The sequence below is a fragment of the Mesorhizobium sp. M0514 genome (assembly GCF_040321145.1).
GTDB lineage: Bacteria > Pseudomonadota > Alphaproteobacteria > Rhizobiales > Rhizobiaceae > Mesorhizobium.
This window is the reverse complement of sequence record NZ_JAMYQZ010000017.1, coordinates 1-26,412: the sequence shown is the minus strand read 5'-3', so window position 1 is coordinate 26,412 and position 26,412 is coordinate 1. Positions and strand designations below refer to the sequence as shown.

Below are 26,412 nucleotides of genomic sequence, written 5' to 3'. Positions count from 1 at the left end.
GTTTTTGGAAAAGATCATGCTCCAACAAAGGGCTAGATCATGATGAGATTTCATCCAAATCTCATCATGATCTAGTAACCCGCTCCAGGCTTGTGTCCGGACGCGCTGTCAAATAGCTTCCGGCGCGGATCAGAGGGCGGCCTCAAGGAGATTTCGATGGCGGAATTTTTGCGGAGCGTCGCTGCGGCGCTGCTCCTTTTGTCGATGACTTCGCTCGGCTTTGCCGCCAACAAGGTTATCATCATTCTTGACGCTTCAGGCTCGATGTGGGCCCAGATCGACGGCAAGCCGAAGCTCGAGATCGCGCGCGAATCGCTGAGGACCGTACTGCAGTCGGTCCCGGGCGACGACGAGATCGGCTTAATGGCCTATGGCCACCGCGAAAAGGGCAGCTGCGACGACATCGAGCTGATCGTGCCGCCGCAAGCCGGCTCGGCTAGCGCCATTTCGGCCGCTGCCGACAGCCTGAAATTCCTCGGCAAGACGCCGCTGACCGCAGCCGTCAAGCAGGCGGCCGAAGCTCTGAAATACACCGAGGACAAGGCGACCGTGGTTCTCATCACCGATGGGCTTGAAACCTGCGAAGGTGACCCGTGCGCGCTGGGCAAGGAACTGGAGGCCTCAGGCGTCGATTTCACCGTCGACGTCGTCGGCTTCGGCCTGACCGCTGACGAGGGCAAGCAGATCGCCTGCCTTGCCGACAACACCGGCGGCAAATATATCCAGGCCTCGGACGAGAAGGCGCTGCAGGAAGCACTGGTCGAAACCGTCGCCGCGCCGGCGCCGGCACCCGCTCCGGCGCCTGCCCCTGAACCGGCAAAGCCCGAATTCAATTTCATCCCGAGCGTGGTCATGGCGGAAGGCGGCGATCCGATCACCGACGGCAATGCCTGGGAGGTCTACAAGGCCAAGGCCGATGGCACGCGCGGCGAGGCCGTCACCACCCAGTACAACAACTACGAGGCCAATCTCGAGCCGGGCGACTATGTCGTCGTCGCGCGCGCCGACGAAGCTCGGGCGGAACAGAAGGTCAATATCGAGGCGGGCCAGGTCTACAAGCCGCTCTTCACCTTGAACGCCGGCACCATGCTCATCCATCCGAAGCCAAGCCAGGGCGCCGAGATCAGTGACGAAGCCCATGTCGACTTCGCCTTCCCAGGCGGCAGCACCACCCACTATGGCGACACCAGGATCATCGTGCCGGCTGGTGAGCAGAAGGTGACGGTTGCGATCGGCAGCGGCTCGGTGACCGAGAACATCCAGCTCGCCGCCGGGCAGACTGTGGAAAAAGACATAGTCGTCGGCGTCGGCCATGCCGCCGTCAACGCCTACTACACTGCAGGTGGCGACAAGGCCGACTCCTCGGGCATCAGCGTCCAGATCGTCAAGGCCAAGAAAAAGATCGACGGCTCGCGTGACGATGTCGCCCACTCCTATGGGCCCGACAGCAAGTTCTGGCTGCCGCCGGACGACTATGTCGCGGTCACCTCGCTTGAGCTCGCAACCGTCGAGCAGCCTTTCAGCGTCAAGGTTGGCGACGTCAAGGACGTCAAGGTGACGCTCGATGCCGGCGTGCTGGTGATGTCGGCGCCGGGCGCCTATTCGATCGAGGTGCTGTCGTCGAAGAAGGATATCCAGGGCAACCGCAAGGCGCTCGGCCTGAACTATGGCGACACCTGGCAGCAGATTATCCCGGCCGGCGACTATGTCGTCCTCCGCCACATGTCCGATCAAGGCCATGACAAGGAAATGCCGGTGACGGTCAAGGCCGGCGAACGGAGCGAGATTACGGTTCAGCCGTAATCTCCATCCATCCCTCACCAAAGGGCGGCCTCAAACCGAGCTCGATCCGCCCTTTTTACAAAATAGGCAATGATGCCTCAGGCCGTGCCGAAAGCACTGGCGCCGTGGTCGGCGCGGCCGACCAACTGGCGGAAACCAGCGAACAGCTCGCGGCCGAAACCGAACTCGTTGCCGATGAGATCGATGTCGGCCGTGCGGCGCAGCGCGAGCTCGGGCCCCGGCACCAGCACTTCCAGCGTGCCGGCATCGGCGTCGAGCCGGATGATGTCGCCGTCATGGATCCTGGCGATCGGCCCTTCCTCGACCGCTTCCGGCGTTACATGGATCGCCGCCGGCACCTTGCCGGAAGCGCCAGACATGCGCCCGTCCGTGACCAGCGCGACGCGCTGGCCACGATCCTGCAGGATGCCGAGCACGGTGGTCAGCTTGTGCAGTTCCGGCATGCCGTTTGCCTTCGGGCCCTGGAAGCGGATGACGGCAATGAAGTCGCCAGTCAGCGTGCCGGCCTTGAAGGCTTCGTTCAGTCCCTGCTGGCTGTCGAACACCTTGGCCGGCGCCTCGATGACGCGGCGTTCCGGCTTCACGGCGGACGTCTTGATGACGGCGTGGCCGAGATTGCCGGCGAGCACTTTCAGGCCGCCGGTCGGCTGGAAGGCCTTCTTGAACGGCGCCAGCACCTTCTCGTCGCCGCTCTGCAGCGGCGAGGCTTCACGCACGACGCCGCCATCTTCGCCGAGCCGGGCCTCGACCGCATAGGGCCTCAGGCCTTCACCCCATACCGTCTGCACATCCTCATGCAGGATGCCTTCGTCGAGCAATTCGCGGATCAGGAAGCCGAGCCCGCCGGCGGCATGGAAATGGTTCACATCGGCAAGCCCGTTCGGATAGACGCGGGCCAGCAGCGGCACCGCTTCCGACAGGTCGGAAATGTCCTGCCAGGTCAGCGTAATGCCGGCGGCGGCCGCCATGGCGATGAGGTGGATTGTGTGGTTGGTCGAGCCGCCGGTGGCGTGCAGGCCGACGACGCCATTGACGAAAGAGCGCTCGTCGATCATGCGGCCGACCGGCGTGTAGGCGTTGCCGAGCGCGGTGATCGCCAGGGCTCGCCTGGTCGCCTCGCGCGTCAGCGCGTCGCGCAGCGGCGTGCCTGGATTGACGAAGGACGCGCCGGGCGTATGCAGGCCCATGATCTCCATCAGCATCTGGTTGGAATTGGCGGTGCCATAGAACGTGCAGGTGCCCGGCCCGTGATAGGATTTGGACTCCGCTTCGAGCAGTTCTGCGCGTCCGGCCTTGCCCTCGGCATAGAGCTGGCGGACCTTGGCCTTCTCGTCATTGGGGAGGCCCGTCGTCATCGGCCCTGCCGGCACGAACACCGCCGGCAGATGGCCAAAGGTGAGGGCTGCAATCACCAGCCCCGGCACGATCTTGTCGCAGACGCCGAGATAGACGGCGGCGTCGAACATGTTGTGCGACAGGCCGATCGCCGCCGACATGGCGATCACGTCGCGCGAAAACAGCGACAGCTCCATGCCGGGCTGTCCCTGGGTCACGCCGTCGCACATGGCGGGCACGCCGCCGGCCACTTGCGCGATGCCGCCAACTTCCTTCGCGGCTTCCTTGATCAGCGCCGGGAAGGTTTCGAAGGGCTGATGCGCCGACAGCATGTCATTGTAGGAGGTGATGATGCCGAGGTTCGGCACCTTGTCGGCGCCGAGCGCCAGCTTTTCAGACGGGCTGCAGACGGCAAAGCCATGCGCGAGGTTGCCGCAAGACAGGACGCCCCGGTTGGCGGTGCGGCTGGACGCCTCGGCGATGCGGCCGAGATAGCGCTCGCGGCCGGCTTTCGAGCGTTGGCGGATGCGTTCCGTGATGGCTTCGATGTCGCGTCTGGCTGTCATGGTCGGTCCTTTCGAGCCCCGGAAGAACGTCCTCCACCGTCTGCCGGGACTACTTTGCGTGAAATCAGGGTGCCCAGAACACCTCTACCGGGGTGGGTGCCGCTTCGAGCACTTTGCGGATGGGCTTTTTCGCACCCGGTCCCATCGCACCGTCGAAGGCGGTGCGCTTGTCCTCGCCTTCTATATGCAGCGCGATGAAGCCGGCGTCGACGATCCGCGCCAGCGGCAGCGTCAACCGGGGTTCGCCGGCGCTTGCCGCGTGAACCGGCAGCACGATCCTTGATGAGGCCGGGTCGAGCAAATCGCCGAGATTCTCGGCGTCGGGAAAGAACGAGGCGGTGTGGCCGTCGCCGCCCATGCCGAGCACGACGACATCGAGGGGCCAGGGCAGAGCCTTCAGCGCCGCATCGTCGGCCGCCGCGGCGGTCTCGATGCTTGCCGCGTCATGGTAGAGCGGCACGAAGTGCGCGGCAGCCGCCTTGTTCTGCAGCAGGTTGGCCGCCACCAGCCCCGCATTCGAGCGCGGCGAGGAGGCCGGCACGAACCGTTCGTCGACCAGCGTCACCGTCACCTTGTTCCAGGCGATCGGAATGGCCGAAAGTGCTGCAAAGAACTTTGCCGGCGTGGTGCCGCCGGAAACGGCAAGCAGGGCCGTGCCGCGCTCGTCGATGGCCTTGGTCAGGCGCGCCGCGACATTGCCGGCAAGGGCTGCCGCCAGATCCTGGCGCCCGGCAAAGCCGTTCCAGTTATAGACGGGCTCGCTCAATTGCTTTCGTGCCATGTCCGCCCGTCGCGTTCGATCAGCGCAATCGAGGCCGAGGGACCCCATGTGCCGGCCGTATAGCCTTGCGCCTCCTGCCTGGCGCTTTCCCAGGCGTTCTGGATCGGGTCGATCCACTTCCATGCCGCCTCGACTTCGTCGCGGCGCATGAACAGCGTCTGGTTGCCGCGGATAACATCCATGATCAGCCGTTCATAGGCGTCCGGCGCGCGACCGTCGAAAGATGTTGCAAAGCTCATGTCGAGCGGGATCTGGCGCAGCCGCATGCCGCCCGGGCCTGGATCCTTGATCATGATGAACTGCTTGACGCCTTCGTCGGGCTGCAGCCGGATCACCAGTTGGTTGGCTGAGATCGGCCCGGCGCTGTCGCCGAAGATCGAATGCGGGATCGGCTTGAACTCGATGACGATTTCCGAAACGCGGGTCGCCAGCCTTTTGCCGGTCCGGAGATAGAACGGCACGCCGGCCCAGCGCCAATTGCCGATCTCGGCCTTGATGGCGACGAAGGTCTCGGTGGAGCTGTCTTTGCCGAGTTCCTCGACATAGCCTTTCACCGCGCCGCCTGCAGAGGCGCCGGCGCGGTACTGCCCGCGCACGGTGTGCTTGGGTGCCTCATTGCCGTTGATGCGCTTCAGCGCCCGCAGCACCTTCAGCTTCTCGTCGCGCACGGCATCGGCATCCATCGACGATGGCGCCTCCATGGCAACCAGGCAGAGCAGCTGCAGCATGTGGTTCTGCACCATGTCGCGCAGCGCGCCGGCCTTGTCGTAGTAGGTGACGCGGTCTTCAAGACCGACGGTCTCGGCCACCGTGATCTGCACATGGTCGATATGGGCAGAATTCCAAAGCGGCTCATAGAGCGCGTTGGCAAAGCGCAGCGCCATCAGGTTCTGCACCGTCTCCTTTCCGAGATAGTGGTCGATGCGGAAGATCTGGCTTTCGTGGAAGTCGTCTCCAACCACGTCGTTGAGCTTGCGCGCCGAATCGAGGTCGCGGCCGATCGGCTTCTCCAGCACGATGCGTGAATTCGGCGTGATGAGATTGTGGGCTTTCAGCTGGTGCGAGATGTCGCCGAACAGCGCCGGCGCAACCGCCAGATAGAAAGCGCGAATGCGGTCGCTTTCGCCGATCGCCTTTTTCAGCTTGTCGAAGCCGGCACCCGTCGTCGCGTCGGCCGATACGTAGGACAGCCGGGCAAGAAATGTCTTGAGTTCCTCGGCGTCGATGTCGGCCGGCTTCACATGCTGGGAAATCGCCTGCTTGGCGAAAGCCTGGAATTCCTCGTCGCTCATCTTGGAGCGCGAGGTGCCGATGATGCGGGTCGGCTCGGAAAACTGGTGGTCGCGCTGGCGGTGGTAGAGCGAGGGCAGCAGCTTGCGTTCCGACAGGTCGCCGGTGCCACCGAAAATGATGAAGTCGAAAGGCTCGACGGGAATGATCTGGCTGGTCATGGTCTGTCCGCTTTGACGCCGCTCGCTGTGACGCGGCAGGATATAATCTAATCGATTTAAACTATCCAGTGCCATGGTGTCACATCAAGGCCAAATCACTGCATATTGATTCGCTCCAAATGTGCCTTGACACTGGCTGCCACCCGGAGGCTTTTCGTCAAGCGATGGTCCCGGGGCTTTCGCGCCTGCAACATAAAGCGGGAATGTGACGAAAGCTAATGCGTGTCGCCCAGAAGTGCGAAGCGGTTCTGGGAGACAGACACGCATCAAACAAAAAGGAAAAATGCGCTTGCGAGGTGGGTCTTCAATGAGCGGAAAAAGCATGCGTCTGGAAAACAAGGTTGCCGTCATCACGGGTGCTGCGTCAGGTTTCGGCGAAGGCATGGCCAGGCGCTTTGCCGAAGAGGGCGCCAAGGTCGTCGTCGCCGACCTCAACGCCAAGGGCGCGGAGCGCGTTGCAGCAGAGATCGGCCAGGCCGCGATCTGGACCCAGACCGACGTTTCGCAGCGTTCCGAATTCGACGAGATGGTCTATGCCGCAAAAAGCGCCTTCGGCCGCATCGATATCATGGTCAACAATGCCGGCTACACCCATCGCAATGGCGACATGCTCGACGTCGACGAGGCGACCTTCGACCTGATCACTTCAGTCAACATGAAGGCGATCTACCACGCCGCACTTGCCGTGGTGCCGATCATGGAGCGGCAGGGCGGCGGCGTCATCCTGACCACGGCTTCGACCGCCGGTCTGCGGCCGCGTCCGGGGCTCACCTGGTACAATGCCTCGAAGGGCTGGGCGATCACCGCGACCAAGTCGATGGCGGTCGAACTCGCGCCCAAGAACATCCGCGTGAACTGCCTTTGCCCGGTCGCCGGCGAGACCGGCATGCTGGAGAAATTCATGGGCACTGACACGCCCGAGATCCGCGAGAAATTCCGTGCCTCGATACCGCTCGGCCGTCTGTCGACGCCGCTCGATATCGCCAACGCTGCGCTTTGGCTTGCGTCGGACGAAGCCGCCTTCATCACCGGCGTGGCGCTGGAGGTCGACGGCGGCCGCTGCATTTGAGCAATTCGGGAAGTCCCTCGCTGTTCGCAATGCACGGCAGACAGAGCAACGTCGGCAAAAGTTCGCATCGGTGCGCCGGCCGGCCGAGGAACGAACAGTTGACGTCGTCACGCCGGACCCCAGTTTGACTTCTCGATCACCCGAAAGGCATAACGGGATCGTGGATAGTGTTGGCGGGTGATGAAGATCAGGCAGCAGAAAAGTCGCTATGATCTGGGATGGCGGCTGCGGCTTTACCTGGCCACGCGTGCGCGGGCGCGAAGCAAGGCAATTTTCATCGGCATTACCGGAAGCTCCGGCAAGACCACGGCGGGAAGCCTGCTTGGACACATCCTGGCCGGTCATGGTTCGGTCCATACACAGGTTCTGGCCAACACGATGAAACTGTTGGTCTCGACGCTATCCAGGCGAATGGGAAAGGGCGGCAAAACCGACTACGTCGTCTTCGAGGCTGCTGCATTCGGCCCGGATACAATGAAGCCCATGGCCGAATTGCTTCGCCCCAACGTGGCTGTTGTCACAATGGTCCGGCTGGAGCATCGCGCCAGTTTCAAGACTGTCGAAAACGTCGCACGAGAAAAAAGCGCCCTGGTCGCGGCGCTGGAGCCGGGCGGCTTCGCGATGCTCAATGCCGATGACCCTCTTGTGATGGGCATGGCCTCGGCGAGCGATTGCCGTTCCGTCACATTCGGCACATCGGAGCAGGCGGATTATCGCGTCAGCGATATCGAGGCCTCCTATCCCAAGCCGTTGCGGTTCTCGCTCCACTGGCGCGGCGGTGTGCTCGATATCGAGACGTCGTTCCCCGGCGAGCATTTCTGGCTGCCGACTTCAGCGGCGGTGGCAACCGCTCTTGAGCTGGGCGTGCCTGCGCAGATGGTCAAGCACAGGATCGCGACGTTCCAGCCTCTGGAAAATCGCGGCCAGGTGCTCGTCCCCGCGGGTGGCCCCCACTTCATCGTGGATGCCGCAAAGGCGCCCTGGCATTCGCTGAGCCTTGCCTTCGACATGGTAGCCGGATCGACATTTGGGCGAAAACGTATCGTTCTTGGCCAGCTATCGGATTTTTCCGGCTCGAATAACAGATATGCCCAAGCTTACAGCAGCGCGCGCGAGATTGCAGACCAGGTGATTTATGCCGGCGATCATGCCCATCGCTCCAAGGCGAACCAGGCAGATCGCGACAGCGGCCGCTTCATCGAATTGCGCACGGCGAGGGAAGTGTCGGACTACATCGCCCAAACCGCGCAGCCTGACGAGTTGATCCTGCTCAAGAGCTCGTCCAATCTGCACCTCGAGCGTGTCGCACTTGCCTGGACCCACAACGTCCAGTGCTGGGTTTCGGTATGCGGCAAAACCGAGGGATGCGAGCAATGCGGCCTCTATGAAGTGCCGTTTGAGCAGCACCGTGAGTTTGTGGCGCAGAGAAAATCGAAGCGCCGCAAGCACAGACTGCTGCGGCTCCTCGGTCGCTAGAACTCTTTGGCTCAAGCACGCCAGCGCCCGTTTGACTCTGGAACTTGGCACGACGCATATTAGGCTGGGCTAAAAGCTGGCGGGGTGTGAAACTGGAATCGCTGAAAATTCGCAAGGACTTGGGCTGGGCGCTGCGACGGCTGCAGGCGCGCTGGGTGCGGGCGCGTAACAAGGCGACGTTCATCGGCATTACCGGCAGCTCCGGTAAATCCACATCCACCAGCCTGCTTGCACACATACTGGGCGCCCAAGGCAAGGTGCATCTACAGGCCCAGGCCAATACAATGCCTGCGCTCATCCGAACGCTTTACAAGCGCCTGAGGAAGGCCGGCAAAGTCGATTACGTCGTTTTCGAAGCCGGCGCTTCCGACTTCGGCACGATCAGCGCCATGGCGCAGATGCTGAAGCCGAGTGTGGCGGTGGTTACGATGATCCGTCTGGAGCATTTCGGCAAGTTCAGGACTCTGGAAGCTGTGGCGGGAGAGAAGCGGGCGCTGGTCGAGGCACTCCAACCCGATGGACTTGCGGTTCTCAATTGCGATGACCCACTGGTGATCGGCATGGCGTCTGGCGCGAAATGCCGGATTGCGACCTTCGGCCAGTCCGGCGAGGCAGACTACCGCGTGAGTGACGTGCATGCCGCGTATCCGGAATTGCTGCGGTTCACCCTTCATTGGCGCGGTGGCAGCCTGAATATTCAAGCGCCTTTTCCCGGCGAGCAATTCTGGCTGCCGACTGCAGCGGCCATGGCCGCCGCCTTGGAACTTGGCGTCCCGCCAGAGCAAGTCGTAGCAAGAACGGCATCGTTTGCACCACTGCCCAACCGCTCTACGGTGCAAGAGGTATCCGCGGGTCCGAAATTCCTGGTCGATACGGCCAAAGCGCCCTGGCATTCGCTCAACATTGCTCTGGAGATGATTGCAAAGGCCAAGGCCGCTCGCAAGCGCATTGTGCTTGGGCAGATATCCGACTACGCCGGCTCGTCGAGGAAATACGGCAGTGCGTACAAGATCGCTCGCGAAATCGCCGATGAGGTCATCTACACGGGCGACAATGCGCATCGCTCGCGCGCCAGCCAGGCCGACCGCGACAGCGGCCGGTTCATTGAGCTTCGCAGTCCCAAGGAAGTTTCGGATCACATCAAACAGACGGCAGTCCCAGGAGAACTGATTCTGCTGAAAAGTTCGTCCAACCTTCATCTGGAAAGGATCGCGCTCGCCTGGACGCACGATGTGAAATGCTGGACCCCGCTATGCGGCAGGTCAGAAAGCTGCCAAATGTGCGGCCTCTATGAGGTGCCGTTCGAGGAACACCGGGATTTCCTGGCGAAGCGCAAACTTGCTCGCAGGAGACACCGTTTCAGGTGGTTGCTCGGCGGCTGACCAGATCTGGCGGCTTGTGTCTCAAGCCCCGGTCTTGATGTAGCTCTTGTAGATCCAGCCGCGCTTGCCGTTGTAGACGATCTGGCACCATTTCTTGCAACTCACCACCTGCACCGACGACTTGGCGGGCACGGTGCCCATGGCGGCGGCGTTTTTCTGCGGACCGCTGCGCATTGTCACCGTCCTGAGGATGCGTCCGGTGCCGGCGGCAGCAGCCACCTTCTGTGGCTTGGCCTTGGCCTGGGTATCGTTCGTTGCGGCGGAAGATTGCTCGTCTGGAAGTTGCGGTTTTGGCGTCGGTATGGCGGCGGTTTCCGCGTCGTCGTCATTGGCGGGAGCAGCGACCTTTGACAACTGCGTCGTGGCGTCGCCCTGGGCCGCCGGTTCTTCGAATGCCGCGGCATCGGACGGTTTGGCGGCAGCCTGCTCGGTAGGCGCCTGATCGGATGGCGTCGCGGCAGGGTCGCTGTTGGATTGCGCCGCAGTCCAGCGCGGATCGTTGGCCGACAGCGGCGGCATCGCAGCCCCACCCACAGCGACCGTCGATGAAACCGCGTCGCCCTTGCGCGCGGCTTGTGGCGCCGCTACCGCTGCAGCCGTCGCTGCGACCGGGGCAATCTTGGTCGTCTTGACCGGAAAAGTCGGAACGTTCTGCTGTGTGCTGGCGATCGCTTGCCGGTCGGTGGCCGGCAATGCCAGCCAAAGCGCTATGCCCGCCACGCCAAGCAGCGCTGCGGTGCCGACCGCGGCGATCACCAGATGCGAATTCGTGCGCACCCCCTGCCAGAAGGAGGGCCGCATGTCATAACCGAATTGCATGGCGAAGCGCCGACGTTCCGGCGCGCCGAAACTGAAGGGCTCGTTCACTCTTGCCACCTCCAAAAGATGGGCCGGTGTTCTTTCGATCGGCGCCGGCAGCCCGGCATTCGATCGGCATCGGTCCCAACAACAAAGCGGGCAGGCCCGCAGAAATCCCCGTTCAATCGCCCAGAACCGGCATCCTTTGCCCTTGATTGTGGCATCAGTGCGCCCTCAGGGGAATTGTGCGCCCTTGTTAAGGATTCTGCAACGTCTCGCTGCGGCAACCAACAGCTCAATAGAATCAGCTCAGTACCAGCCCCGGCTGATATGAGATACTTTCCCTATATTCGGTCCCTCAGGGCAAACCAGTTCAGTGCGAGGAACAATAATGGCGTTCTAAAGCGCCGGCCACCTGGAAAAGCCGGGATGTTCAGGTCCTCGATCAGCTTCAGTCTGTCGCGGTTGCCGGCGACGGCCTGGGCATAGAGCTTGCCGAAGAAGTTCGACAGCATCACGCCGTGGCCGGAATAGCCTCCGGCCGAGATCACATTGGGCATCACCTCGCGCACGAACGGTTTCCTGGGCATGGTGATGCCGACATAGCCGCCCCAGCCATGGGTGATCTCGACATCGCTCAGCTCCGGATAAAGCTCGGCTATCTGCCGGCGGATATGGACATGGATGTCCTTCGGATCGTTGACGCCATAGACCTCGCGCCCGCCGAACAGCAGCCTTCCATCCCTGGATTTGCGGAAATAACGCACGACGAAACGCGAATCGTCGACCGCCTCGCCGCCCGGCAGCACTTTCGAGTCCACGCCCAGCGGCACCGTCGCGCCGATGAAGGAACCGATGGGCATGATGTGCGCGGCACTCACCGGCTCGAGCGTGCCGCCATAGGCATTTACACCGATCAGGCATTTCTGGGCGGTGATGGTGCCTCTCGAAGTCGTCACCCTGACCTTGCCGCCGCTGGAGGTAACACCGGTCGATAGTGTCTGCTCGAACAGGTGCGCGCCGGCCGCTGCCGCGACCTTTGCCGTGCCGATCACCAGCTTCATCGGGTGGATGTGTCCGGTGCCGGTGTCGCGGGTGCCGCCGAAGTAGCGTGTGGAGCCCAGCCGTTCGGCCGTTTCCCTGGCATCCATGAAGGCGATGTGCGGATAATTGAAGCGGCCGGCCATGATCTCGGCATGCGCCTTGTAGTCGTCGAGATAACGCGGCTTGTGCGCCACGGACAACTGGCCGGGCATATAGTCGATGTCGATCTGGTTAACGGCGGCGAATTCGAGCAGGTGCGCTTTCGCCTCCTCGGCAAGGTCGAACAGCGCCTTGGCGCGGGAGAAGCCGTATTCGGCCTCCATCTCTTCGGCCCAGGCGCGCTGGCCCGTGCCGAGCTGGCCGCCATTGCGCCCTGAAGCGCCGTCGCCGAAGCGATGCGCCTCGATCAGAACGACGTCGGCTCCCGCCTTCGCCAAATGAGCGGCCGCCGACAGCCCGGTGAAGCCACCGCCGACGACGACGACGTCGCAGCTGCGGTCGCCGTCCAGGGCAGGGTACTCAGGGCGTGGTCCGGCTGTGTCTTCGTACCAGGAGCGACCGGGGGAGATAGGTGATTGGTAAGGCATGGGGACACCAGCCAATGGTGAATGGTGAATGGCTGCGAGACGCACGACGTCTGCGCTCATCCATCCAATATGAAACTACTCACCATTCACTATTCACCATTCACACGACGAAGTCGCCGCTCACACGTTGAGCAACAGATACTCCCGCTCCCACGGGCTGATCACTTCCATGAAGGTCTCGAACTCCGCCCGCTTGATCGCTGCATAGGTTGCGGCAAAGGACTTGCCCAAAAGGGCGCACAGCTCCTCGTCGCCCTCGAACAGGTCGACGGCTTCGAGCAGGCCGCGCGGCAGGTCGATCTCATCGGCGTTTGCGGTGGTCAGCACCGGAGGCTCGGCCTTGATCTTGTTGGTGATGCCGATCAGCCCGCAGGCAAGTGAGGCCGCCAGCGCCAGATAGGGGTTGGCGTCGGAAGACGGGATGCGGTTTTCGACACGCCGCGCCGCCGGATCCGAGCGCGGCACGCGGAACGCCGTGGTGCGGTTGTCATAGCCCCATTTGTTGTTGACCGGCGCCGAGGCCGACTGCGTCAGCCGGCGGTAGGAATTGACGTAGGGAGCAAACATCACCAGTGCGTTCGGCACATGCTTCTGCATGCCGCCGATGAAATGGAAGAAGTCGTCGGTTTCCGAGCCGTCCTTCGCCGAAAAGATATTCAGCCCGGTCTTCTTGTCGATGATCGACTGGTGGATGTGCATGGCAGAACCTGGCTGGCCCTGGATCGGCTTGGCCATGAAGGTGGCATAGATCTCATGCTTCAGCGCTGCCTCGCGAATGGTGCGTTTGAACATGAACACCTGATCGGCGAGCTCGACCGGATCGCCGTGACGCAGATTGATCTCGAGCTGGCCGGCGCCTTCCTCGTGGATCAGCGTGTCGATCTCCAGGCCCTGGCTTTCGGAGAAATGGTAGATGTCGTCGATCAGTTCGTCGAACTCGTTGACGCCGGCGATCGAATAGCCGGCTCCGCCGCCGATTGGCCGCCCGGAACGCCCGACTGGTGGCGTCAATGGGTAATCCGGGTCGGGGTTCTTGCGCACCAGGTAGAATTCGATCTCGGGCGCCACCACCGGCTTCAGCCCGCGCTTGTCATAGGCTGCTACCACGCGCTTCAGGACGTTGCGCGGCGTGAACTCGACCGAACGGCCATCCTGATGGACGAGGTCGCAGATGACGGCGGCCGTCGGGTCTTCTTCCCACGGCACCACGGTCAACGTCGACAGATCCGGCATCAGCTTCAGGTCGCCATCATCCTCCGGATAGTGGAAACCGTTGCCGTCCTTGGGATAGCCGCCCGAAATCGTCGTCATGAACACTGCCGATGGCAGCGCCAGCGAGGTGTTGGAAGTGAATTTCTTTGACGGCATCATCTTGCCGCGCGCGACGCCAGCCTGATCAGGCGTGATGCATTCTATGTCTTCGATGCCGCGCCATTCCAGCCAGGCGCTGACTTCCTTCCAGTTCTTCACGCCGCGTTGATTTTTCACGAAGGCAGGCGTTCGGACGCGTCCTCCGCGGGTCGACGGACGGACTTCCTTTTTCGCAGGCGGCATCATTCACCAGTTTGGGTTGCAATTATCACAGTATAGCTGTTGCCGGTGATGGAAGGGAAGGGGAGCTGCCTGTCTTCGCCTTCCTGGTTGAAAATCGCGCCACGCAGATTAGGGTCAACCTCCCGCAGATCGAGCAGCAGAAGACACCGTATGCCAGGCAAATTGACCACGATCGGCTTCGACGCCGACGATACCCTATGGCAGAACGAACAGTTCTTCCGCCTGACCGAGAAGCATTTTGCAACCCTGCTCGCCGACCATGGCGATACCGAGCACATTTCGGCACGGCTGCTGGAGGCCGAGAAGCGCAACCTTGCCGTCTACGGCTTCGGCATCAAGGGCTTTACCTTGTCGATGATCGAGACGGCAATAGAAGTGACCGAGGGCCGTGTGCCGGGGTCGACCATTGCCGAAATCCTTGCCGCCGGCCGCGACATGCTGGGACATCCGGTCGAGGCTTTGCCGCATGCGCGTGAGACCGTGGAAAGGCTTGCCGGCGCCTACCATCTGGTGCTGATCACCAAGGGCGATCTGTTCGACCAGGAGCGCAAGCTGGCGGCGTCCGGCCTTGGCGACCTGTTCGATGCCGTCGAGATCGTCAGCGACAAGAGCGCCGCCACCTATGCCAGGATCTTTGGCCGCCACGGCAGCCCGCAGGACAGCATGATGGTCGGCAATTCGCTCAAGTCGGACGTGGTGCCGGCCATCGAGGCCGGGAGTTGGGGTGTGTATGTGCCGCACGAGCTGACCTGGGTGCTCGAACACGTCGAGCCGCCGGTCGAGGCACCGCGATTTCGTCAGCTTGTCGATCTTGGCGAACTGCCGGCTTTGATCGAGAGCATCGGCAAGGAAGGCTGACCGCCCCGCACGCGTTCGGGCGGATTGCGATCAGCCGCGCCCGAGACTGATCAGCCGGTCGACCACCGGCTGCAGCCTTTCGGTGGTGATCGGCTTGGTTACCACCACATCTACCACGCTCGACAGGCCCAGGCTGTCGGGCGTGCCGGTGTTGGTTGAAAGCAGGATCACCTTGGGGAGCGACCGCCCAGATGTCCGCCGCAAGGCGTCGATGGCCGCCATCAGCGCGCGGCAGTCCTCGTTGTCGGGGCCGCCATCGAGAACGACGGCGCCCGGAATGAGGGTTCGCAATGTCTTGGCCGCCATTTCGGGCGACTCGGAGATCGGCTTCAGTCCGGACTTCTCGACGATCTTCGACACCACCACCCGGTTGATCGGCGATTTTCCAACGACCAGCACGTGGGAGAAATCCGTTGATATCTCGGAGTTCGCGTCCCTGCTTGACGAATTCAGATGTTTGGCGGTGTCGGTCTCGCGGTTCACAGGGCACATGGGCGGGGCGGGCACTCGGCGCTGCTTCAATGCAGGGTTGAAATCCGAGAGCCAATTGGCGTGAGATCGCCCGCCATGTCAAGCTGAAATGACGGACCTGCGAAATATAGCCGGAAATATTAAACCCCGGAGACAAAGTCTGTTTTCGAACTGTAGTTAAGTTTACGCTCAAAAGCGAAAGTCACCCGCGCTGAAAACCCGCGGGTGACGTTGAAATCGGCCAGTGAGCGGCGGGGCCCATAAGTTCCACAAGCACAAAGCTTCCGTAAGGGAAAGATCAGCCGTGACTCTTCTGCGTGACGATCACCGGGATCAGCAGGTCGCCCCAATTGCCGTCGCCGCCATGATGCCGGGCCGAGCGCACCAGTTCCACCGAGACGCCGGCCTCGACTGCCTTCATCACCGATTGATTGAGCCTGTGCAGGTCGTTGGCCAGCATGCGGATGGTCGCCTGTTGGTCGACACTCATCGTGGTGGACTGCTCGTCTGCACGTTCCTTGACGCGGCTTATCGATGCCATTTTCTTCTCCCTTGCCCTTCGGGCGTTTCCTCTGTTGGTTATGTCGATCGGTTCATTCCGCTGCCGGCTTGAACTGGGCGTGCTCGGTGGATTCATGCATGGCGGTGGTCGAGGACTGGCCGCCGCTGATCGCCATCGACACGGCGTCGAAATAGCCGGTGCCGACCTCGCGCTGGTGCTTGGTCGCGGTGTAGCCGTGGACTTCCGCCGCGAACTCGGCTTCCTGCAGTTCGGAGTAAGCCGCCATTTGCCGCGCCTTGTAGCCGCGGGCCAGTTCGAACATGCCGAAGTTGAGCTGGTGGAACCCGGCCAATGTGATGAACTGGAACTTGTAGCCCATGGCGCCGAGCTCGCGCTGGAACTTGGCGATCGTCGCGTCGTCGAGGTTCTTCTTCCAGTTGAACGACGGCGAGCAATTATAGGCGAGCAGCTTGCCCGGATGATGCCTGCGCACGCCTTCGGCGAATTTCTTGGCCTGCGCCAGATCGGGGTTGGATGTTTCGCACCAGATCAGGTCGGCATGCGGCGCATAGGCAATGGCGCGCGCGATGCACGGTTCGATGCCGTTCCTGACCTGGTAGAAGCCTTCAACCGTGCGGCCGGCATCGTAGTCGACGAAAGGCTGGTCGCGCTCGTCAATGTCGGAGGTCAGAAGCTTTGCCGCTTCCGCATCGGTGCGTGCCACGACTAGCGTCGGCGTGCCCATCACGTCGGCCGCCAGACGCGCCGCGTTGAGGTTGCGGATATGCGCGGCGGTCGGGATCAGCACTTTGCCGCCGAGATGGCCGCACTTCTTCTCAGAGGCCAGCTGGTCCTCATAGTGGACGCCGGCAGCGCCCGCCTCGATGAACGCCTTCATGATCTCGAAGGCGTTGAGCGGTCCGCCGAAGCCGGCCTCGGCATCGGCGACGATCGGCGCGAACCAGGTGTCGACCGACAGGCCGTTGCCTTCCGAGGTCTCGATCTGATCGGCGCGCTGCAGCGTGCGGTTGATGCGCTTGACCAGTTCGGGCGCCGCATTGGCGGGATAGAGCGACTGGTCCGGATACATGGCCGACGCGGTGTTGGCGTCGGCGGCGACCTGCCAGCCCGAGAGATAGATTGCCTTCAGCCCGGCACGCACCTGCTGCATCGCCTGGTTGCCCGACATGGCGCCGAGTGCATTGACGAAGTCTTCCTCGTGGATGAGCTTCCACAGCCGGTTGGCGCCCATTTCGGCAAGACTCTGGCGTATCTGGACCGACCCGCGCAGCCGCTTCACATCGTCCGGCGAATAGGCTCGTTCGATGCCGTCGAAGCGGCCTTCGGGCGCGGATGGGACAAGATTGTAAAAATCAGTCATTGGTCACTCCAGATCAATCGATGCCAGTGTCTTGAAACGCCGCGCCCCTGGGATGGTGTGCGTCGTCTGTGTGTGACATCATTTACATTGCGCCGTGACGAGAGCGAGGAAAACCGCCATTTCCGGTAGAAAATAAGAGAAAACCTGTGTTGTATTTGACTGCTTGCCGCTGTAAATCTGTCATGATTGTAAAAAGATAGTGCGCCGTTCATCGCTCGCAAGTCGTGTAAATTCCTGTCAAGGAAAGCCGGTGGCCGACCAGAAGATATTCGCCGGGCCGCGCATCCGCCGCATCCGCATCGCCAAAGGCCTGACCCAGACGGCGATGGCCGAGGGGCTCGGCATCTCGCCGTCCTATCTCAACCTGATCGAGCGCAACCAGCGGCCGCTGACGGTGCAACTGATCCTGAAGCTGGCCTCTGTCTACAAGGTCGACCCGCATGAATTGCAGGGTGAGGCGAGAGGGTCGATCTCGGCCTTGAAGGAAGTGTTCGGCGACCCGCTGCTTGCCGGTGAGCTGCCGGGCGACCAGGAACTGATCGAACTGGCCGAGGCAGCCCCCAACGCATCGGCTGCGATGATAAAACTGTTTCGCGCTTACCGCGAGCAGGCCGAGCGGCTGTCCGATCTCAACGAGCTTCTGGCGCGCGAGGGCCGCGCCACGGCGCTGTCCGGTGCGCGGCTGCCGATCGACGAAGTGCACGAGATTTTCGAGCGCCGGCCGAACCATTTTGCAGCACTGGAGGAAGAGGCCGAGGCCTTCACCTCGATGCTCGACCCCGGCGACGATCTGTTCGGCGCGCTGAAGGCGTGGCTGAAGCGCGAGTATGGCATCGTCGTCAAGGTTCTGCCGGTCGCCACCATGCCGAACTGGCGCCGCCGTTATGACCGTCATTCGCAGCGTCTTTTTCTATCGGAGCGGCTGTCGCCGTTCGACCAGTTGCGCGAAGTCGCCATGGAGGCCTGCCTGATCCGCATGACGGTCGCGATCGCCGGCGAAATTCAGGCGCTGAAGCTCGGTACGGACGAAGCCCGCCGGCTCGCCCGCTTCGAGTTCGGCCGCTACGCCGCCCATGCCTTGATGATGCCCTATCAGGCCTTTCATGCCGCCGCCGTGCGGGCTCGTTACGACATCGATGTGCTGCGCTCGCGTTTCGGCGTCTCCTTCGAACAGGCGGCGAACCGCCTGACCATGCTGCAGCGTCCTGGCTTGTCCGGAGTCCCGTTCTTCATGCTCGAGGTCGACAATGCCGGCAACCGCTTCCGCAAGGCCGGCGGCCAGGGCTTTCCGCAAAGCCGCTTTGGCGGCGGCTGCCCGAAACTGCCGGTCCATGCCGCTTTCGCTTCGCCTGGCCAAATCCTGGTGGAGGCGGTGGAAATGCCCGACGGCGCCGAGTTCCTCTGCATCGCACGCACGCTCGAAGGGCCGCAGGGTTCGTTCTCCGAGCGTCCGCGCCGCACCGCGCTGCTGTTGGGCTGCGATATCGGCTTTCGCGACGAGATCGTCTATGGCGCCGGGCTGCCGGCAAAGGCCGGACAGGGCGCCGCCACGCCGGTCGGTCCTGCTTGCCGGCTGTGCGAACGCATCGGCTGCCTCGCCCGCGCCGAGCCGCCGGTGACCCGTCCGCTGGGCCTCGACGAGATGGTGACGGGCCTGAGCGCTTTCGATTTCCAGTGATGCTCTCGAGCTGGCCGTCCCGGAAGACTGGAGCTATTGGCCTTAAGCAATAGAGTGCGGCCCGAACCACCGCCGAACCAAATATTGATTAAGCATCGGCGCTGCGCTATCGAAAGGTGAGCCGCAGGGCAGCCAAGGGGGGGACGGCTTATGAACAGGAAAGCTTTGTGGCTTGGCGTGGCGCTTGCCGTTTCGGCAGGGCCAGCTCTGGCGGAAAAATCCTCGGAATTCTTCAAGGACTATCAACAGTATAGTGACGACGGCAAGGCATTCCTGGACAAGATCGATCCAAAGACCGGCGCGGTCGACCTTCCCGAAGGCATCCATCTCGATTTCAAGGACAAGTTCTATTTTCTGGGCAAGAAGGACGCGACGTCCGTCCTGACCGAGGCCTGGGGCAATCCGGCTGATACCGCGTCCGAAGCAATCGGCATGATCTTCCCGGCCAAGTACGAGCCCATCGCCGGCAACGGTTGGGGCATCGAATTGCGCTATGAAAAGATCGGCCATGTCGATGACGCCGACGCCGCATCCATCGACTACACCGAATTGCTGAGCAGCATGCAGGCGGACACATTGTCGGCCAACGATCAGCGGGTGAAGGACGGCTTTCCCCCGATCAAGCTGATCGGCTGGGCCTCGCCGCCGGTCTATGATTTCGTCCACAAACGGCTGCACTGGGCCAAGGAACTGCAGTTCGGAGACGATACCGTCCACACGCTCAATTACGACGTCCGTTTCCTCGGCCGGGAAGGCGTCTTCGTGATGAGCTACATCGCTACGGTCGAACAATTGCCGGAGATCAAGCAGAGCCTGGACGAAGTGCTGGGCGTGGCGGACTTCAACACCGGCAAGAAATACACCGATTTTCTGCCAGGCACCGACACGGTCGCCGCGGTTGGCATTGGCGGCCTCATCGCCGGAAAACTCGCGGCAAAGGCCGGCCTGATTGCAGTCGCGCTCATCGCCCTGAAAAAGTTCGGCATTCTGCTGCTGGTACCGTTGGCCGGTCTCTGGCGCTTTATCCGCGGCAACAAGGGCATGTCCTAGAAACGGCGGTGTTTGCCCGTATGGCTGCCGGTTGGCGGTGCGCCAAAGGGAATGCCGGGCTGGGTCACGTCCGGCGGTAGCCTATGCGCTAGGCGAATACGGCACGTTTCTGTCGTCCATTGTGCATCATGCCACCCCGAGATAGCCGACAGTCGCACCCCATGACCGATACCGCATCTTCTCCAATCGCCGCACCGCCGATCGTCTCGCCGCGCGAAGAGCGGGTCGGCTTGCTGCTGGTGTTCCTGTCGGCGCTGATGTGGAGCTTTGGCGGCACCATCGCCCGCTTCATCGACACCGCTGACAGTTGGACGGTGGTGTTCTGGCGCGCGCTGTGGGCGGCTGTGTTCCTGATTTGCTTCATGGCCTGGCGCGACGGCTGGCGCGGCATGTTGCGGCTGTTTCGCGACATGGGCCTGCCCGGCCTTTCCGTGGCCGTCTGTTTCGCCACGGCATCGACGTGCTTCGTTGTCGCGCTCGCCTACACCACCGTTGCCAATATCCTGTTGATGCAGGCCGGTGTGCCGCTGCTGGCGGCATTGCTTGCCTGGGTGCTGTTTCGCGAACGCGTCGCCGTCGCGACCTGGGTGGCGATCGCCGCCGTCATCGCCGGCGTCGCCATCATGGTGTCGGAATCGCTCGACGGCGCCGTATCGCCCATCGGCGACGGGCTGTCGCTGCTGATCGCCGTCATGTTCTCGATTGCCACCGTCATCACCCGGCGCTTCGCCCATGTGCGCATGACGCCGGCGACGTGCCTCGGCACGATGCTGGCAGCGGCTTTCGCCGCATCGCAAGCCACGCAGTTTGCCACGTCGACCCACGACATGGCTTTCCTGTTTGCCTTCGGCGTTATCAATCTCGGCCTGGGCCTTGCCTTCTTCGCCACCGGCGCGAGGCTGGTTCCGGCGGCGATCGCAGCACTCCTCGGCACGTTCGAGCCGATCCTCGGACCGATCTGGGTCTGGCTCGTTCATGGCGAGGTGCCCTCGGTGCGCACCATCATCGGCGGCGCGGTGGTGGTCGCCGCGCTGCTCGTCCATATCGCGCTTGAATTCAAGCGCCAGGCGAGGCCTGCACGGCCGGGGACCACTGGCCTGCCATCCCCTAATTGACCCGCCTTTCCCTTGGTTGAGCCCGTCTTCCCTAATAACGCCCGTCTTTCCCCAATTAGCGAAGCCGCACGCCCTATTGACCGAGCTTCCCCGCGCGGGCCATTGACAACCTTGCTGCGGCACGGGCAGGCTGGGGCACGGCAACAACAAGACAGGCTTATCTTGCCAAGTGTCCCCGCCGGTCGGACCAAGACCGGACCACAGCGTCGTATCCCTGCCAGCGCCGCGGCGAAAGCCTCTGACGGCGTCAGCGCGCCCGCCATGCGGGCACACAGAGCCATCATCTGCCGCTCGTCGAACCGCCCGGACGGCGCTGGCAGTTCATGCTTGTGGCTGCCCGGAAAGCTCAATACTCTGAAGCAAATGCCCAATCGCGCTCGAACAGCGACGACTTGGCGAAGGAACACTCATCAAAGGAGAACAGCATGATCCGCAAAGCGCTCTGGCTTTCGGCAACCTCGGCATTTCTGACGCTTTTCGCCGTTGGCGGCCATGCCGAGGATCGCGTCGTCAACGTCTTCAACTGGTCGGATTACATCGACAGTTCGATCATTGACGACTTCACCAAGGAGACCGGCATCAAGGTCGTCTACGACACCTTCGATTCCAATGAAATCCTCGAAACCAAGCTGCTTGCCGGCGGCAGCGGCTATGACGTCGTCGTGCCCAGCGGCAACTTCCTGGCCCGCCAGATCCAGGCCGGCGTGTTCCAGAAGCTCGACAAGTCGAAGCTGCCCAACATTTCCAACATGTGGGACACGGTTTCGGAGCGCACCGCCAAATACGATCCGGGCAACGAATATTCGATCAACTACATGTGGGGCACGGTCGGCATCGGCTACAACATCAAGAAGGTGAAGGCTGCACTCGGCACCGACAAGATCGACAGCTGGGATGTGTTCTTCAATCCCGACAGCCTGGCCAAGCTGAAGGATTGCGGCGTCTATGTGCTGGACTCGCCGGCCGACATCATCCCGGCGGCGCTCAAATATCTCGGCCTCGATCCGAACAGCACCTCACCTGACGACATCGCAAAGGCCGAGGAGACGTTGCTGAAGGTGCGGCCGTATATCCGCAAATTCCATTCGTCCGAATACATCAACGCGCTCGCCAACGGCGATATCTGTTTGGCGGTCGGCTGGTCGGGTGACGTCTTCCAGGCACGCAACCGCGCGGTCGAGGCCAAGCAAGGCGTCGAGATCGGCTATTCCGTGCCCAAGGAAGGCGCCCAGATGTGGTTCGACCAGATGGCGATTCCCGCCGATGCGCCGCATGCCGCCGAGGCACTCGAATTTCTCAACTACATGATGAAGCCCGAAGTGATCGCCAAGTCGTCCAACTATGTGCTGTACGCCAACGGCAACAAGGCTTCGCAGCAGTTCGTCGACAAGGCACTGCTGGATGATCCGGCGGTCTATCCGGACGCCGAGACCTTGAAAAAGCTCTATACGGTCCAGCCCTACGATCCCAAGACCCAGCGCCTGATCACGCGCAGCTGGACCAAGATCGTCACCGGCCAGTAAGCAATGCGACATGGTCCCGGCAGCCACCTGCCGGGACCATTCTTCTCTGGGGCAAGAAGCAAAAAAATAGGACGGAGTGGGACATGAAATCGCTTGGCAGCATCCGCAGGGATTTCGCGCCATGGAACGACCCGAACGCCAAGCCATATATCCAATTCGAGAACGTCACCAAGAAGTTCGGTGACTTCACCGCCGTCAACAATCTGTCGCTGACCATTTTCGAGCGCGAGTTCTTCGCCCTGCTCGGCGCGTCGGGCTGCGGAAAGTCGACGTTGCTGCGGATGCTTGCCGGCTTCGAGGAGCCCACCGCCGGCCGTATCCTTCTCGACGGCCAGGACTTGCGCGGCATCCCGCCCTACCGCCGCCCGGTCAACATGATGTTCCAGTCCTATGCGCTGTTCCCGCATATGAGCGTGGAAAAGAACATTGCCTTCGGCCTCAAGCAGGAAGGCATGCCGGGACCGGATATCGAAAAGCGCGTCGCCGAGATGCTGAAGCTGGTGAAGCTAGAGCAGTTCGCCAAGCGCAAGCCGCACCAATTGTCGGGCGGCCAGCGCCAGCGCGTCGCGCTCGCCCGCTCGGTTGCCAAGCGGCCAAAAGTCTTGCTGCTCGATGAGCCGCTCGGCGCGCTCGACAAGAAGCTGCGCGAGGAAACGCAGTTCGAGCTGATGGACCTGCAGCAAAATCTCGGCCTTACCTTCGTCGTCGTCACCCACGACCAGGAAGAGGCGATGACCATGGCCGACCGCATCGCCATCATCGACAAGGGCGAGGTGATGCAGGTGGCGACGCCGGCGGAAGTCTATGAGGCGCCGAGCTCACGCTTCGTTGCCCACTTCGTCGGCAATGTGAACATGTTCGAAGGCAAGGTCGCCGAGCGTGCGGCAAACACCACGCGCATTACCGGCGCGACAGGGGCCCAGATCGTCGTCGAAAACAGCACCGATACAAAGGCCGGTTCCGACATCGTCTTCGCCATCAGGCCGGAGAAGATCAAGGTGTCGTCGAAGAAACCGGCCGACGCAGTCAATGCGCTTGAGGGCGAGGTCTACGACGTTGCCTATCTCGGCGACATGACCGTCTACCACATCCGGCTGGATGACGGGCAGATCATCAGGGCAAGCGCGCTCAACGCGGCGCGAGTCACCGAGGACCCGCTGACCTGGAACGACCGCGCCTGGGTCTCCTTCCGGCCGGATGCCGGCGTCGTGCTGACACGGTAGGGGGCGGCCATGTCCAACATTGCACTCACCGACGCCGGTCCATCGGCCGCGGCCAAACCGTTCCTGATGCGGCTCGGTGCCGGCGTTGTCAGCCGGCTCGTCATCATCGTGCCTTATCTCTGGCTGCTGTTCTTCTTCTTCATCCCGTTCATCATCGTCTTCAAGATTTCGCTGTCGCAGTCGGCGATCGCCATGCCGCCCTACACGCCGGCGCTCGATTTCAGGGACGGCATGTCCGGGTTCTTTGTCCGCTTCCGCGAACTCAGCGTCGACAATTATGTCTGGCTAACGCAGGACGCGCTTTACTTCAAAGCCTACGTGACCAGTGTTATCATCGCTGCTGTCTCGACGATCCTGACCTTGCTCGTCGGCTTCCCGATCGCCTACGGCATGGCCCGCGCGCCGGCGACGATCCGTCCGACCTTGCTGATGCTGGTTATCCTGCCGTTCTGGACGTCGTTCCTGATCCGCGTCTATGCCTGGATCGGCATCCTCAAGCCCGAGGGTCTGCTCAATCAGCTGCTGTTGTCGCTGCACATCATCAATCAGCCACTGATCATCCTCAACACTTACACGGCGATCTTCATCGGCATCGTCTATTCCTACCTGCCATTCATGGTGCTGCCGCTCTATTCGTCGCTGGAAAAGATGGATTACTCGCTGATCGAGGCGGCAAAGGATCTCGGCTGCCCGCCGACATCAGCCTTCTGGAAGATCACGTTCCCGCTGTCGCTGCCCGGGGTCATCGCCGGCTGCCTGCTGGTGTTCATTCCAGCGGTTGGCGAGTTCGTCATTCCCGATCTGCTCGGTGGCTCGCAGACGCTGATGATCGGCAAGACCTTGTGGAATGAATTCTTCGCCAACCGTGACTGGCCGGTGTCGTCGGCCGTCGCCGTCATCCTGCTGCTGCTCCTGATCGTGCCGATCATGCTCTTCCAGCAGGCCCAGGCACGCGCCCAGGAGCAGGACAAATGAACGCCACCTGGAGCCGCTTCAACGTCACCTCGGTCGTGCTGGGCTTTGCCTTTCTCTATCTGCCGATCGTGCTGCTCATCGTCTTCTCCTTCAACGAGTCGAAGCTGGTCACCGTCTGGGGCGGCTTCTCGACCAAATGGTATGCCTCGCTGTTCCACAATCAGGGGCTGATGGACGCCACCTGGGTGACCGCGCGTGTGGGTGTCATCTCCGCCACTGTGGCAACCGTGCTCGGCACGCTGGCAGCACTGACCTTGACCCGCTACACCCGCTTCCGCGGCCGCATCCTGTTTTCCGGCATGGTGTTTGCGCCGCTGGTCATGCCGGAAGTCATCACCGGCCTGTCGCTGTTGCTGCTGTTCGTTGCCGTCGGTCTCGACCGTGGCTTCCTGACCGTGACGCTTGCTCACATCACCTTGACCATGTGCTTCGTGGCTGTCGTCGTGCAGTCGCGCCTGGTGTCGTTCGATCGTTCGCTGGAAGAAGCTGCCTTGGACCTCGGCGCAACGCCGGTAAAGACCTTCTTTCAGATCACGCTGCCGGTGATCATGCCGGCCATCGTCTCCGGCTGGATGCTGGCCTTCACCTTGTCGCTTGACGATCTGGTGATAGCCTCCTTCACCTCCGGGCCTGGCGCCACCACGCTGCCGATGAAGATCTACAGCCAGGTGCGTCTCGGCGTGACGCCGGAAATCAACGCCGCCTGCACCATCCTGATCGCCGTCGTGGCGGTAGGTGTCATCATCGCTTCGGTCGCCAACAAGCGGCGTGAGGTGCAACGCCAGCTCGACGAACAGGCCGCGCAGCGCGGTTGATTGCGTCAAACGAGGGATAGGGCGGTCCCGGTAAGGGTCCGCCTATTCGCCTGAGACGCCGCGGCTGATCGGCGAGATGAACGGCGTGCTCCAGGTGCCGCCGACGAAGAATGACGACTGGTTGGATCCCTGCTGGCCATTGACCGGTGCCGCTGCCGGGTCGGCCTGGGTGACACCCCCCGAAAGCGCCAGCCCGCGTCCGCCGTAAGAGGCGATGCCGGACAGCCAGACCTTGTATTTCGCCGAATTGGCCTCGGCCTTGTCCAGCCTTGCCACACCCTTCGAGATGGTGGCCTTGAGCTCGGCGCCGTCCATCGGCAGTGTCCCGTCCGAGACGTCGTCGAGCGCGAAGAAGCCGCCCTGTTCCGTGTGCTTCAGAAATGCCGGCAAATTGAGCCCGCTCAGCGCGCCCGGCCCGAACGTCGCAGAGACCGAGCCGTCCGCGTTCTCGAAGATCGAGTCCCAGGATTTGCCCGGCCCTTTGAGAATGACCGAGACAGTGCCGGTGCTGGCCGGCACCAGCCGCGTCATTCCGGCCGCGGTGCCGAAAGCGGCGCCGTCAATGTCGGAGGCGAGCAGCCGGATCTCGACCTGCGAGCCCTCCGGTTTGCGGTCGAAACGCAGGCTACTTTGCACGTTGCCGCCAAAGGCCGACGCATCGGAGATATCGAAGACGGCAAGCCCGTTCTTCACCTGCGCCGTAGCGGCGACGTCGGCAAGCTGGATTGCGCCGGCCGAGGCATGTGCCGCTGACAGCCTCAGATCGAGATTGATCCGGTCGGCGAAGCTGGTGTCGATTTCGCCGGGACCGGTCTCGCCGGTCGGCGCCAGCGGCGTGAAGGCCGAAAACAGCGACCTGAGGTCGAGCGTATCGAAGGCGAGTGTGCCTGATATCACCGGCAAGGCGTCCCCGAACGAAAAATCCAGCGCCCCCATTCCCGGGTGGTTGTCGAGCGTCACCGCGGTGTTTTCGAA

The 26,412-nt window shown here is 62.3% G+C and carries 22 protein-coding genes; 12 read left to right on the top strand and 10 right to left on the bottom strand.

Going from position 1 to position 26,412, the window contains the following annotated elements:
* Positions 1–156 precede the first annotated feature (156 nt).
* Positions 157–1,803, top strand: a complete 1,647-nt coding sequence (locus NKI61_RS09845) for a vWA domain-containing protein (RefSeq protein ID WP_352839259.1) — start codon at positions 157–159, stop codon at positions 1,801–1,803.
* Between the two features lie 77 nt (positions 1,804–1,880).
* Here NKI61_RS09845 and edd read toward each other — a convergent pair whose 3' ends face one another.
* The 3 genes from edd to zwf form a co-directional block, all read right to left on the bottom strand.
* Complete coding sequence (gene edd, locus NKI61_RS09840; protein WP_023740462.1) at positions 1,881–3,704, bottom strand: phosphogluconate dehydratase; 1,824 nt, start codon at positions 3,702–3,704, stop codon at positions 1,881–1,883.
* Positions 3,705–3,768: 64 nt separating this feature from the next.
* A complete protein-coding gene (pgl, locus tag NKI61_RS09835; RefSeq protein WP_352839258.1) occupies positions 3,769–4,485 on the bottom strand; it encodes a 6-phosphogluconolactonase in 717 nt (238 codons plus the stop codon).
* Positions 4,467–5,936 (bottom strand): glucose-6-phosphate dehydrogenase, encoded by a 1,470-nt coding sequence (gene zwf / locus NKI61_RS09830; protein ID WP_023669307.1) that lies wholly within the window; start codon positions 5,934–5,936, stop codon positions 4,467–4,469. The genes pgl and zwf overlap by 19 nt, the downstream gene beginning before the upstream one ends.
* Positions 5,937–6,258: 322 nt before the next feature.
* Here zwf and NKI61_RS09825 point away from each other — a divergent pair, with 322 nt between their 5' ends.
* The 3 genes from NKI61_RS09825 to NKI61_RS09815 all read left to right on the top strand — a co-directional run bounded on the left by NKI61_RS09825 (position 6,259) and on the right by NKI61_RS09815 (position 9,863).
* Positions 6,259–7,005, top strand: coding sequence for an SDR family oxidoreductase (locus NKI61_RS09825; RefSeq protein WP_027049416.1), 747 nt, complete (start codon positions 6,259–6,261; stop codon positions 7,003–7,005).
* 180 nt (positions 7,006–7,185) lie between these two features.
* Positions 7,186–8,481 carry a Mur ligase family protein gene (locus NKI61_RS09820; RefSeq protein WP_352839298.1) on the top strand — a complete coding sequence of 432 codons (1,296 nt, stop codon included), beginning with the start codon at positions 7,186–7,188 and terminating at the stop codon, positions 8,479–8,481.
* A gap of 86 nt (positions 8,482–8,567) precedes the next feature.
* Positions 8,568–9,863 (top strand): Mur ligase family protein, encoded by a 1,296-nt coding sequence (locus tag NKI61_RS09815; RefSeq protein WP_352839257.1) that lies wholly within the window; start codon positions 8,568–8,570, stop codon positions 9,861–9,863.
* 21 nt (positions 9,864–9,884) lie between these two features.
* Here NKI61_RS09815 and NKI61_RS09810 read toward each other — a convergent pair whose 3' ends face one another.
* From NKI61_RS09810 to NKI61_RS09800, 3 genes are all read right to left on the bottom strand, one after another.
* Entirely contained in the window at positions 9,885–10,730 is an 846-nt protein-coding gene (locus NKI61_RS09810; RefSeq protein WP_352839256.1) for an SH3 domain-containing protein, read from the bottom strand.
* Positions 10,731–11,005: 275 nt separating this feature from the next.
* The gene (locus tag NKI61_RS09805; protein ID WP_352463242.1) at positions 11,006–12,292 is read right to left on the bottom strand and encodes an NAD(P)/FAD-dependent oxidoreductase; all 1,287 of its coding nucleotides are present in this window, start codon (positions 12,290–12,292) and stop codon (positions 11,006–11,008) included.
* 120 nt (positions 12,293–12,412) lie between these two features.
* Complete coding sequence (locus NKI61_RS09800; protein ID WP_352839255.1) at positions 12,413–13,849, bottom strand: glutamine synthetase family protein; 1,437 nt, start codon at positions 13,847–13,849, stop codon at positions 12,413–12,415.
* A gap of 147 nt (positions 13,850–13,996) precedes the next feature.
* Between NKI61_RS09800 and NKI61_RS09795 the strand changes: the two genes are divergently transcribed.
* On the top strand, positions 13,997–14,704 hold the full coding sequence (locus NKI61_RS09795; RefSeq protein WP_352513155.1) for an HAD family hydrolase: 708 nt from the start codon (positions 13,997–13,999) through the stop codon (positions 14,702–14,704).
* Positions 14,705–14,734: 30 nt separating this feature from the next.
* Here NKI61_RS09795 and NKI61_RS09790 read toward each other — a convergent pair whose 3' ends face one another.
* The 3 genes from NKI61_RS09790 to aceA form a co-directional block, all read right to left on the bottom strand.
* Entirely contained in the window at positions 14,735–15,196 is a 462-nt protein-coding gene (locus NKI61_RS09790; RefSeq protein ID WP_352513180.1) for a response regulator, read from the bottom strand.
* A 277-nt stretch (positions 15,197–15,473) separates the two neighbouring features.
* Positions 15,474–15,716 carry an SMc00767 family acetate metabolism repressor gene (locus NKI61_RS09785; protein ID WP_352513154.1) on the bottom strand — a complete coding sequence of 81 codons (243 nt, stop codon included), beginning with the start codon at positions 15,714–15,716 and terminating at the stop codon, positions 15,474–15,476.
* Positions 15,717–15,768: 52 nt separating this feature from the next.
* Entirely contained in the window at positions 15,769–17,058 is a 1,290-nt protein-coding gene (aceA, locus tag NKI61_RS09780; RefSeq protein ID WP_352626313.1) for an isocitrate lyase, read from the bottom strand.
* Positions 17,059–17,308: 250 nt separating this feature from the next.
* On the opposite strand from aceA, the gene NKI61_RS09775 reads away from it, so the two are divergent.
* The 7 genes from NKI61_RS09775 to NKI61_RS09745 all read left to right on the top strand — a co-directional run bounded on the left by NKI61_RS09775 (position 17,309) and on the right by NKI61_RS09745 (position 25,437).
* A complete protein-coding gene (locus NKI61_RS09775) occupies positions 17,309–18,736 on the top strand; it encodes a helix-turn-helix domain-containing protein (RefSeq protein ID WP_352839254.1) in 1,428 nt (475 codons plus the stop codon).
* 150 nt (positions 18,737–18,886) lie between these two features.
* Positions 18,887–19,786 carry a DUF2167 domain-containing protein gene (locus NKI61_RS09770; protein WP_352839253.1) on the top strand — a complete coding sequence of 300 codons (900 nt, stop codon included), beginning with the start codon at positions 18,887–18,889 and terminating at the stop codon, positions 19,784–19,786.
* Between the two features lie 161 nt (positions 19,787–19,947).
* Entirely contained in the window at positions 19,948–20,901 is a 954-nt protein-coding gene (locus NKI61_RS09765) for a DMT family transporter (protein ID WP_352839252.1), read from the top strand.
* Positions 20,902–21,326: 425 nt separating this feature from the next.
* Positions 21,327–22,424, top strand: a complete 1,098-nt coding sequence (locus NKI61_RS09760; protein WP_023681872.1) for a polyamine ABC transporter substrate-binding protein — start codon at positions 21,327–21,329, stop codon at positions 22,422–22,424.
* 83 nt (positions 22,425–22,507) lie between these two features.
* The gene (locus NKI61_RS09755) at positions 22,508–23,647 is read left to right on the top strand and encodes an ABC transporter ATP-binding protein (RefSeq protein ID WP_023697298.1); all 1,140 of its coding nucleotides are present in this window, start codon (positions 22,508–22,510) and stop codon (positions 23,645–23,647) included.
* Between the two features lie 9 nt (positions 23,648–23,656).
* Complete coding sequence (locus NKI61_RS09750) at positions 23,657–24,622, top strand: ABC transporter permease subunit (RefSeq protein WP_352839251.1); 966 nt, start codon at positions 23,657–23,659, stop codon at positions 24,620–24,622.
* Entirely contained in the window at positions 24,619–25,437 is an 819-nt protein-coding gene (locus NKI61_RS09745; RefSeq protein WP_023669326.1) for an ABC transporter permease, read from the top strand. The genes NKI61_RS09750 and NKI61_RS09745 overlap by 4 nt, the downstream gene beginning before the upstream one ends.
* A gap of 42 nt (positions 25,438–25,479) precedes the next feature.
* On the opposite strand, the gene NKI61_RS09740 is transcribed toward NKI61_RS09745, so the two are convergent.
* Positions 25,480–26,412: AsmA family protein (locus NKI61_RS09740; RefSeq protein ID WP_352839250.1), on the bottom strand; the 933-nt coding region annotated here is incomplete at its 5' end.

Coding starts and splice junctions, on each gene's coding strand:
- NKI61_RS09845 (WP_352839259.1), top strand. CDS start 157: ATGGCGGAATTTTTGCGGAGCGTCGCTGCGGCGCTGCTCCTTTTGTCG.
- edd (WP_023740462.1), bottom strand. CDS start 3,704: ATGACAGCCAGACGCGACATCGAAGCCATCACGGAACGCATCCGCCAA.
- pgl (WP_352839258.1), bottom strand. CDS start 4,485: ATGGCACGAAAGCAATTGAGCGAGCCCGTCTATAACTGGAACGGCTTT.
- zwf (WP_023669307.1), bottom strand. CDS start 5,936: ATGACCAGCCAGATCATTCCCGTCGAGCCTTTCGACTTCATCATTTTC.
- NKI61_RS09825 (WP_027049416.1), top strand. CDS start 6,259: ATGCGTCTGGAAAACAAGGTTGCCGTCATCACGGGTGCTGCGTCAGGT.
- NKI61_RS09820 (WP_352839298.1), top strand. CDS start 7,186: ATGAAGATCAGGCAGCAGAAAAGTCGCTATGATCTGGGATGGCGGCTG.
- NKI61_RS09805 (WP_352463242.1), bottom strand. CDS start 12,292: ATGCCTTACCAATCACCTATCTCCCCCGGTCGCTCCTGGTACGAAGAC.
- NKI61_RS09800 (WP_352839255.1), bottom strand. CDS start 13,849: ATGATGCCGCCTGCGAAAAAGGAAGTCCGTCCGTCGACCCGCGGAGGA.
- NKI61_RS09795 (WP_352513155.1), top strand. CDS start 13,997: ATGCCAGGCAAATTGACCACGATCGGCTTCGACGCCGACGATACCCTA.
- NKI61_RS09790 (WP_352513180.1), bottom strand. CDS start 15,196: ATGTGCCCTGTGAACCGCGAGACCGACACCGCCAAACATCTGAATTCG.
- NKI61_RS09785 (WP_352513154.1), bottom strand. CDS start 15,716: ATGGCATCGATAAGCCGCGTCAAGGAACGTGCAGACGAGCAGTCCACC.
- aceA (WP_352626313.1), bottom strand. CDS start 17,058: ATGACTGATTTTTACAATCTTGTCCCATCCGCGCCCGAAGGCCGCTTC.
- NKI61_RS09770 (WP_352839253.1), top strand. CDS start 18,887: ATGAACAGGAAAGCTTTGTGGCTTGGCGTGGCGCTTGCCGTTTCGGCA.
- NKI61_RS09765 (WP_352839252.1), top strand. CDS start 19,948: ATGACCGATACCGCATCTTCTCCAATCGCCGCACCGCCGATCGTCTCG.
- NKI61_RS09760 (WP_023681872.1), top strand. CDS start 21,327: ATGATCCGCAAAGCGCTCTGGCTTTCGGCAACCTCGGCATTTCTGACG.
- NKI61_RS09755 (WP_023697298.1), top strand. CDS start 22,508: ATGAAATCGCTTGGCAGCATCCGCAGGGATTTCGCGCCATGGAACGAC.
- NKI61_RS09750 (WP_352839251.1), top strand. CDS start 23,657: ATGTCCAACATTGCACTCACCGACGCCGGTCCATCGGCCGCGGCCAAA.
- NKI61_RS09745 (WP_023669326.1), top strand. CDS start 24,619: ATGAACGCCACCTGGAGCCGCTTCAACGTCACCTCGGTCGTGCTGGGC.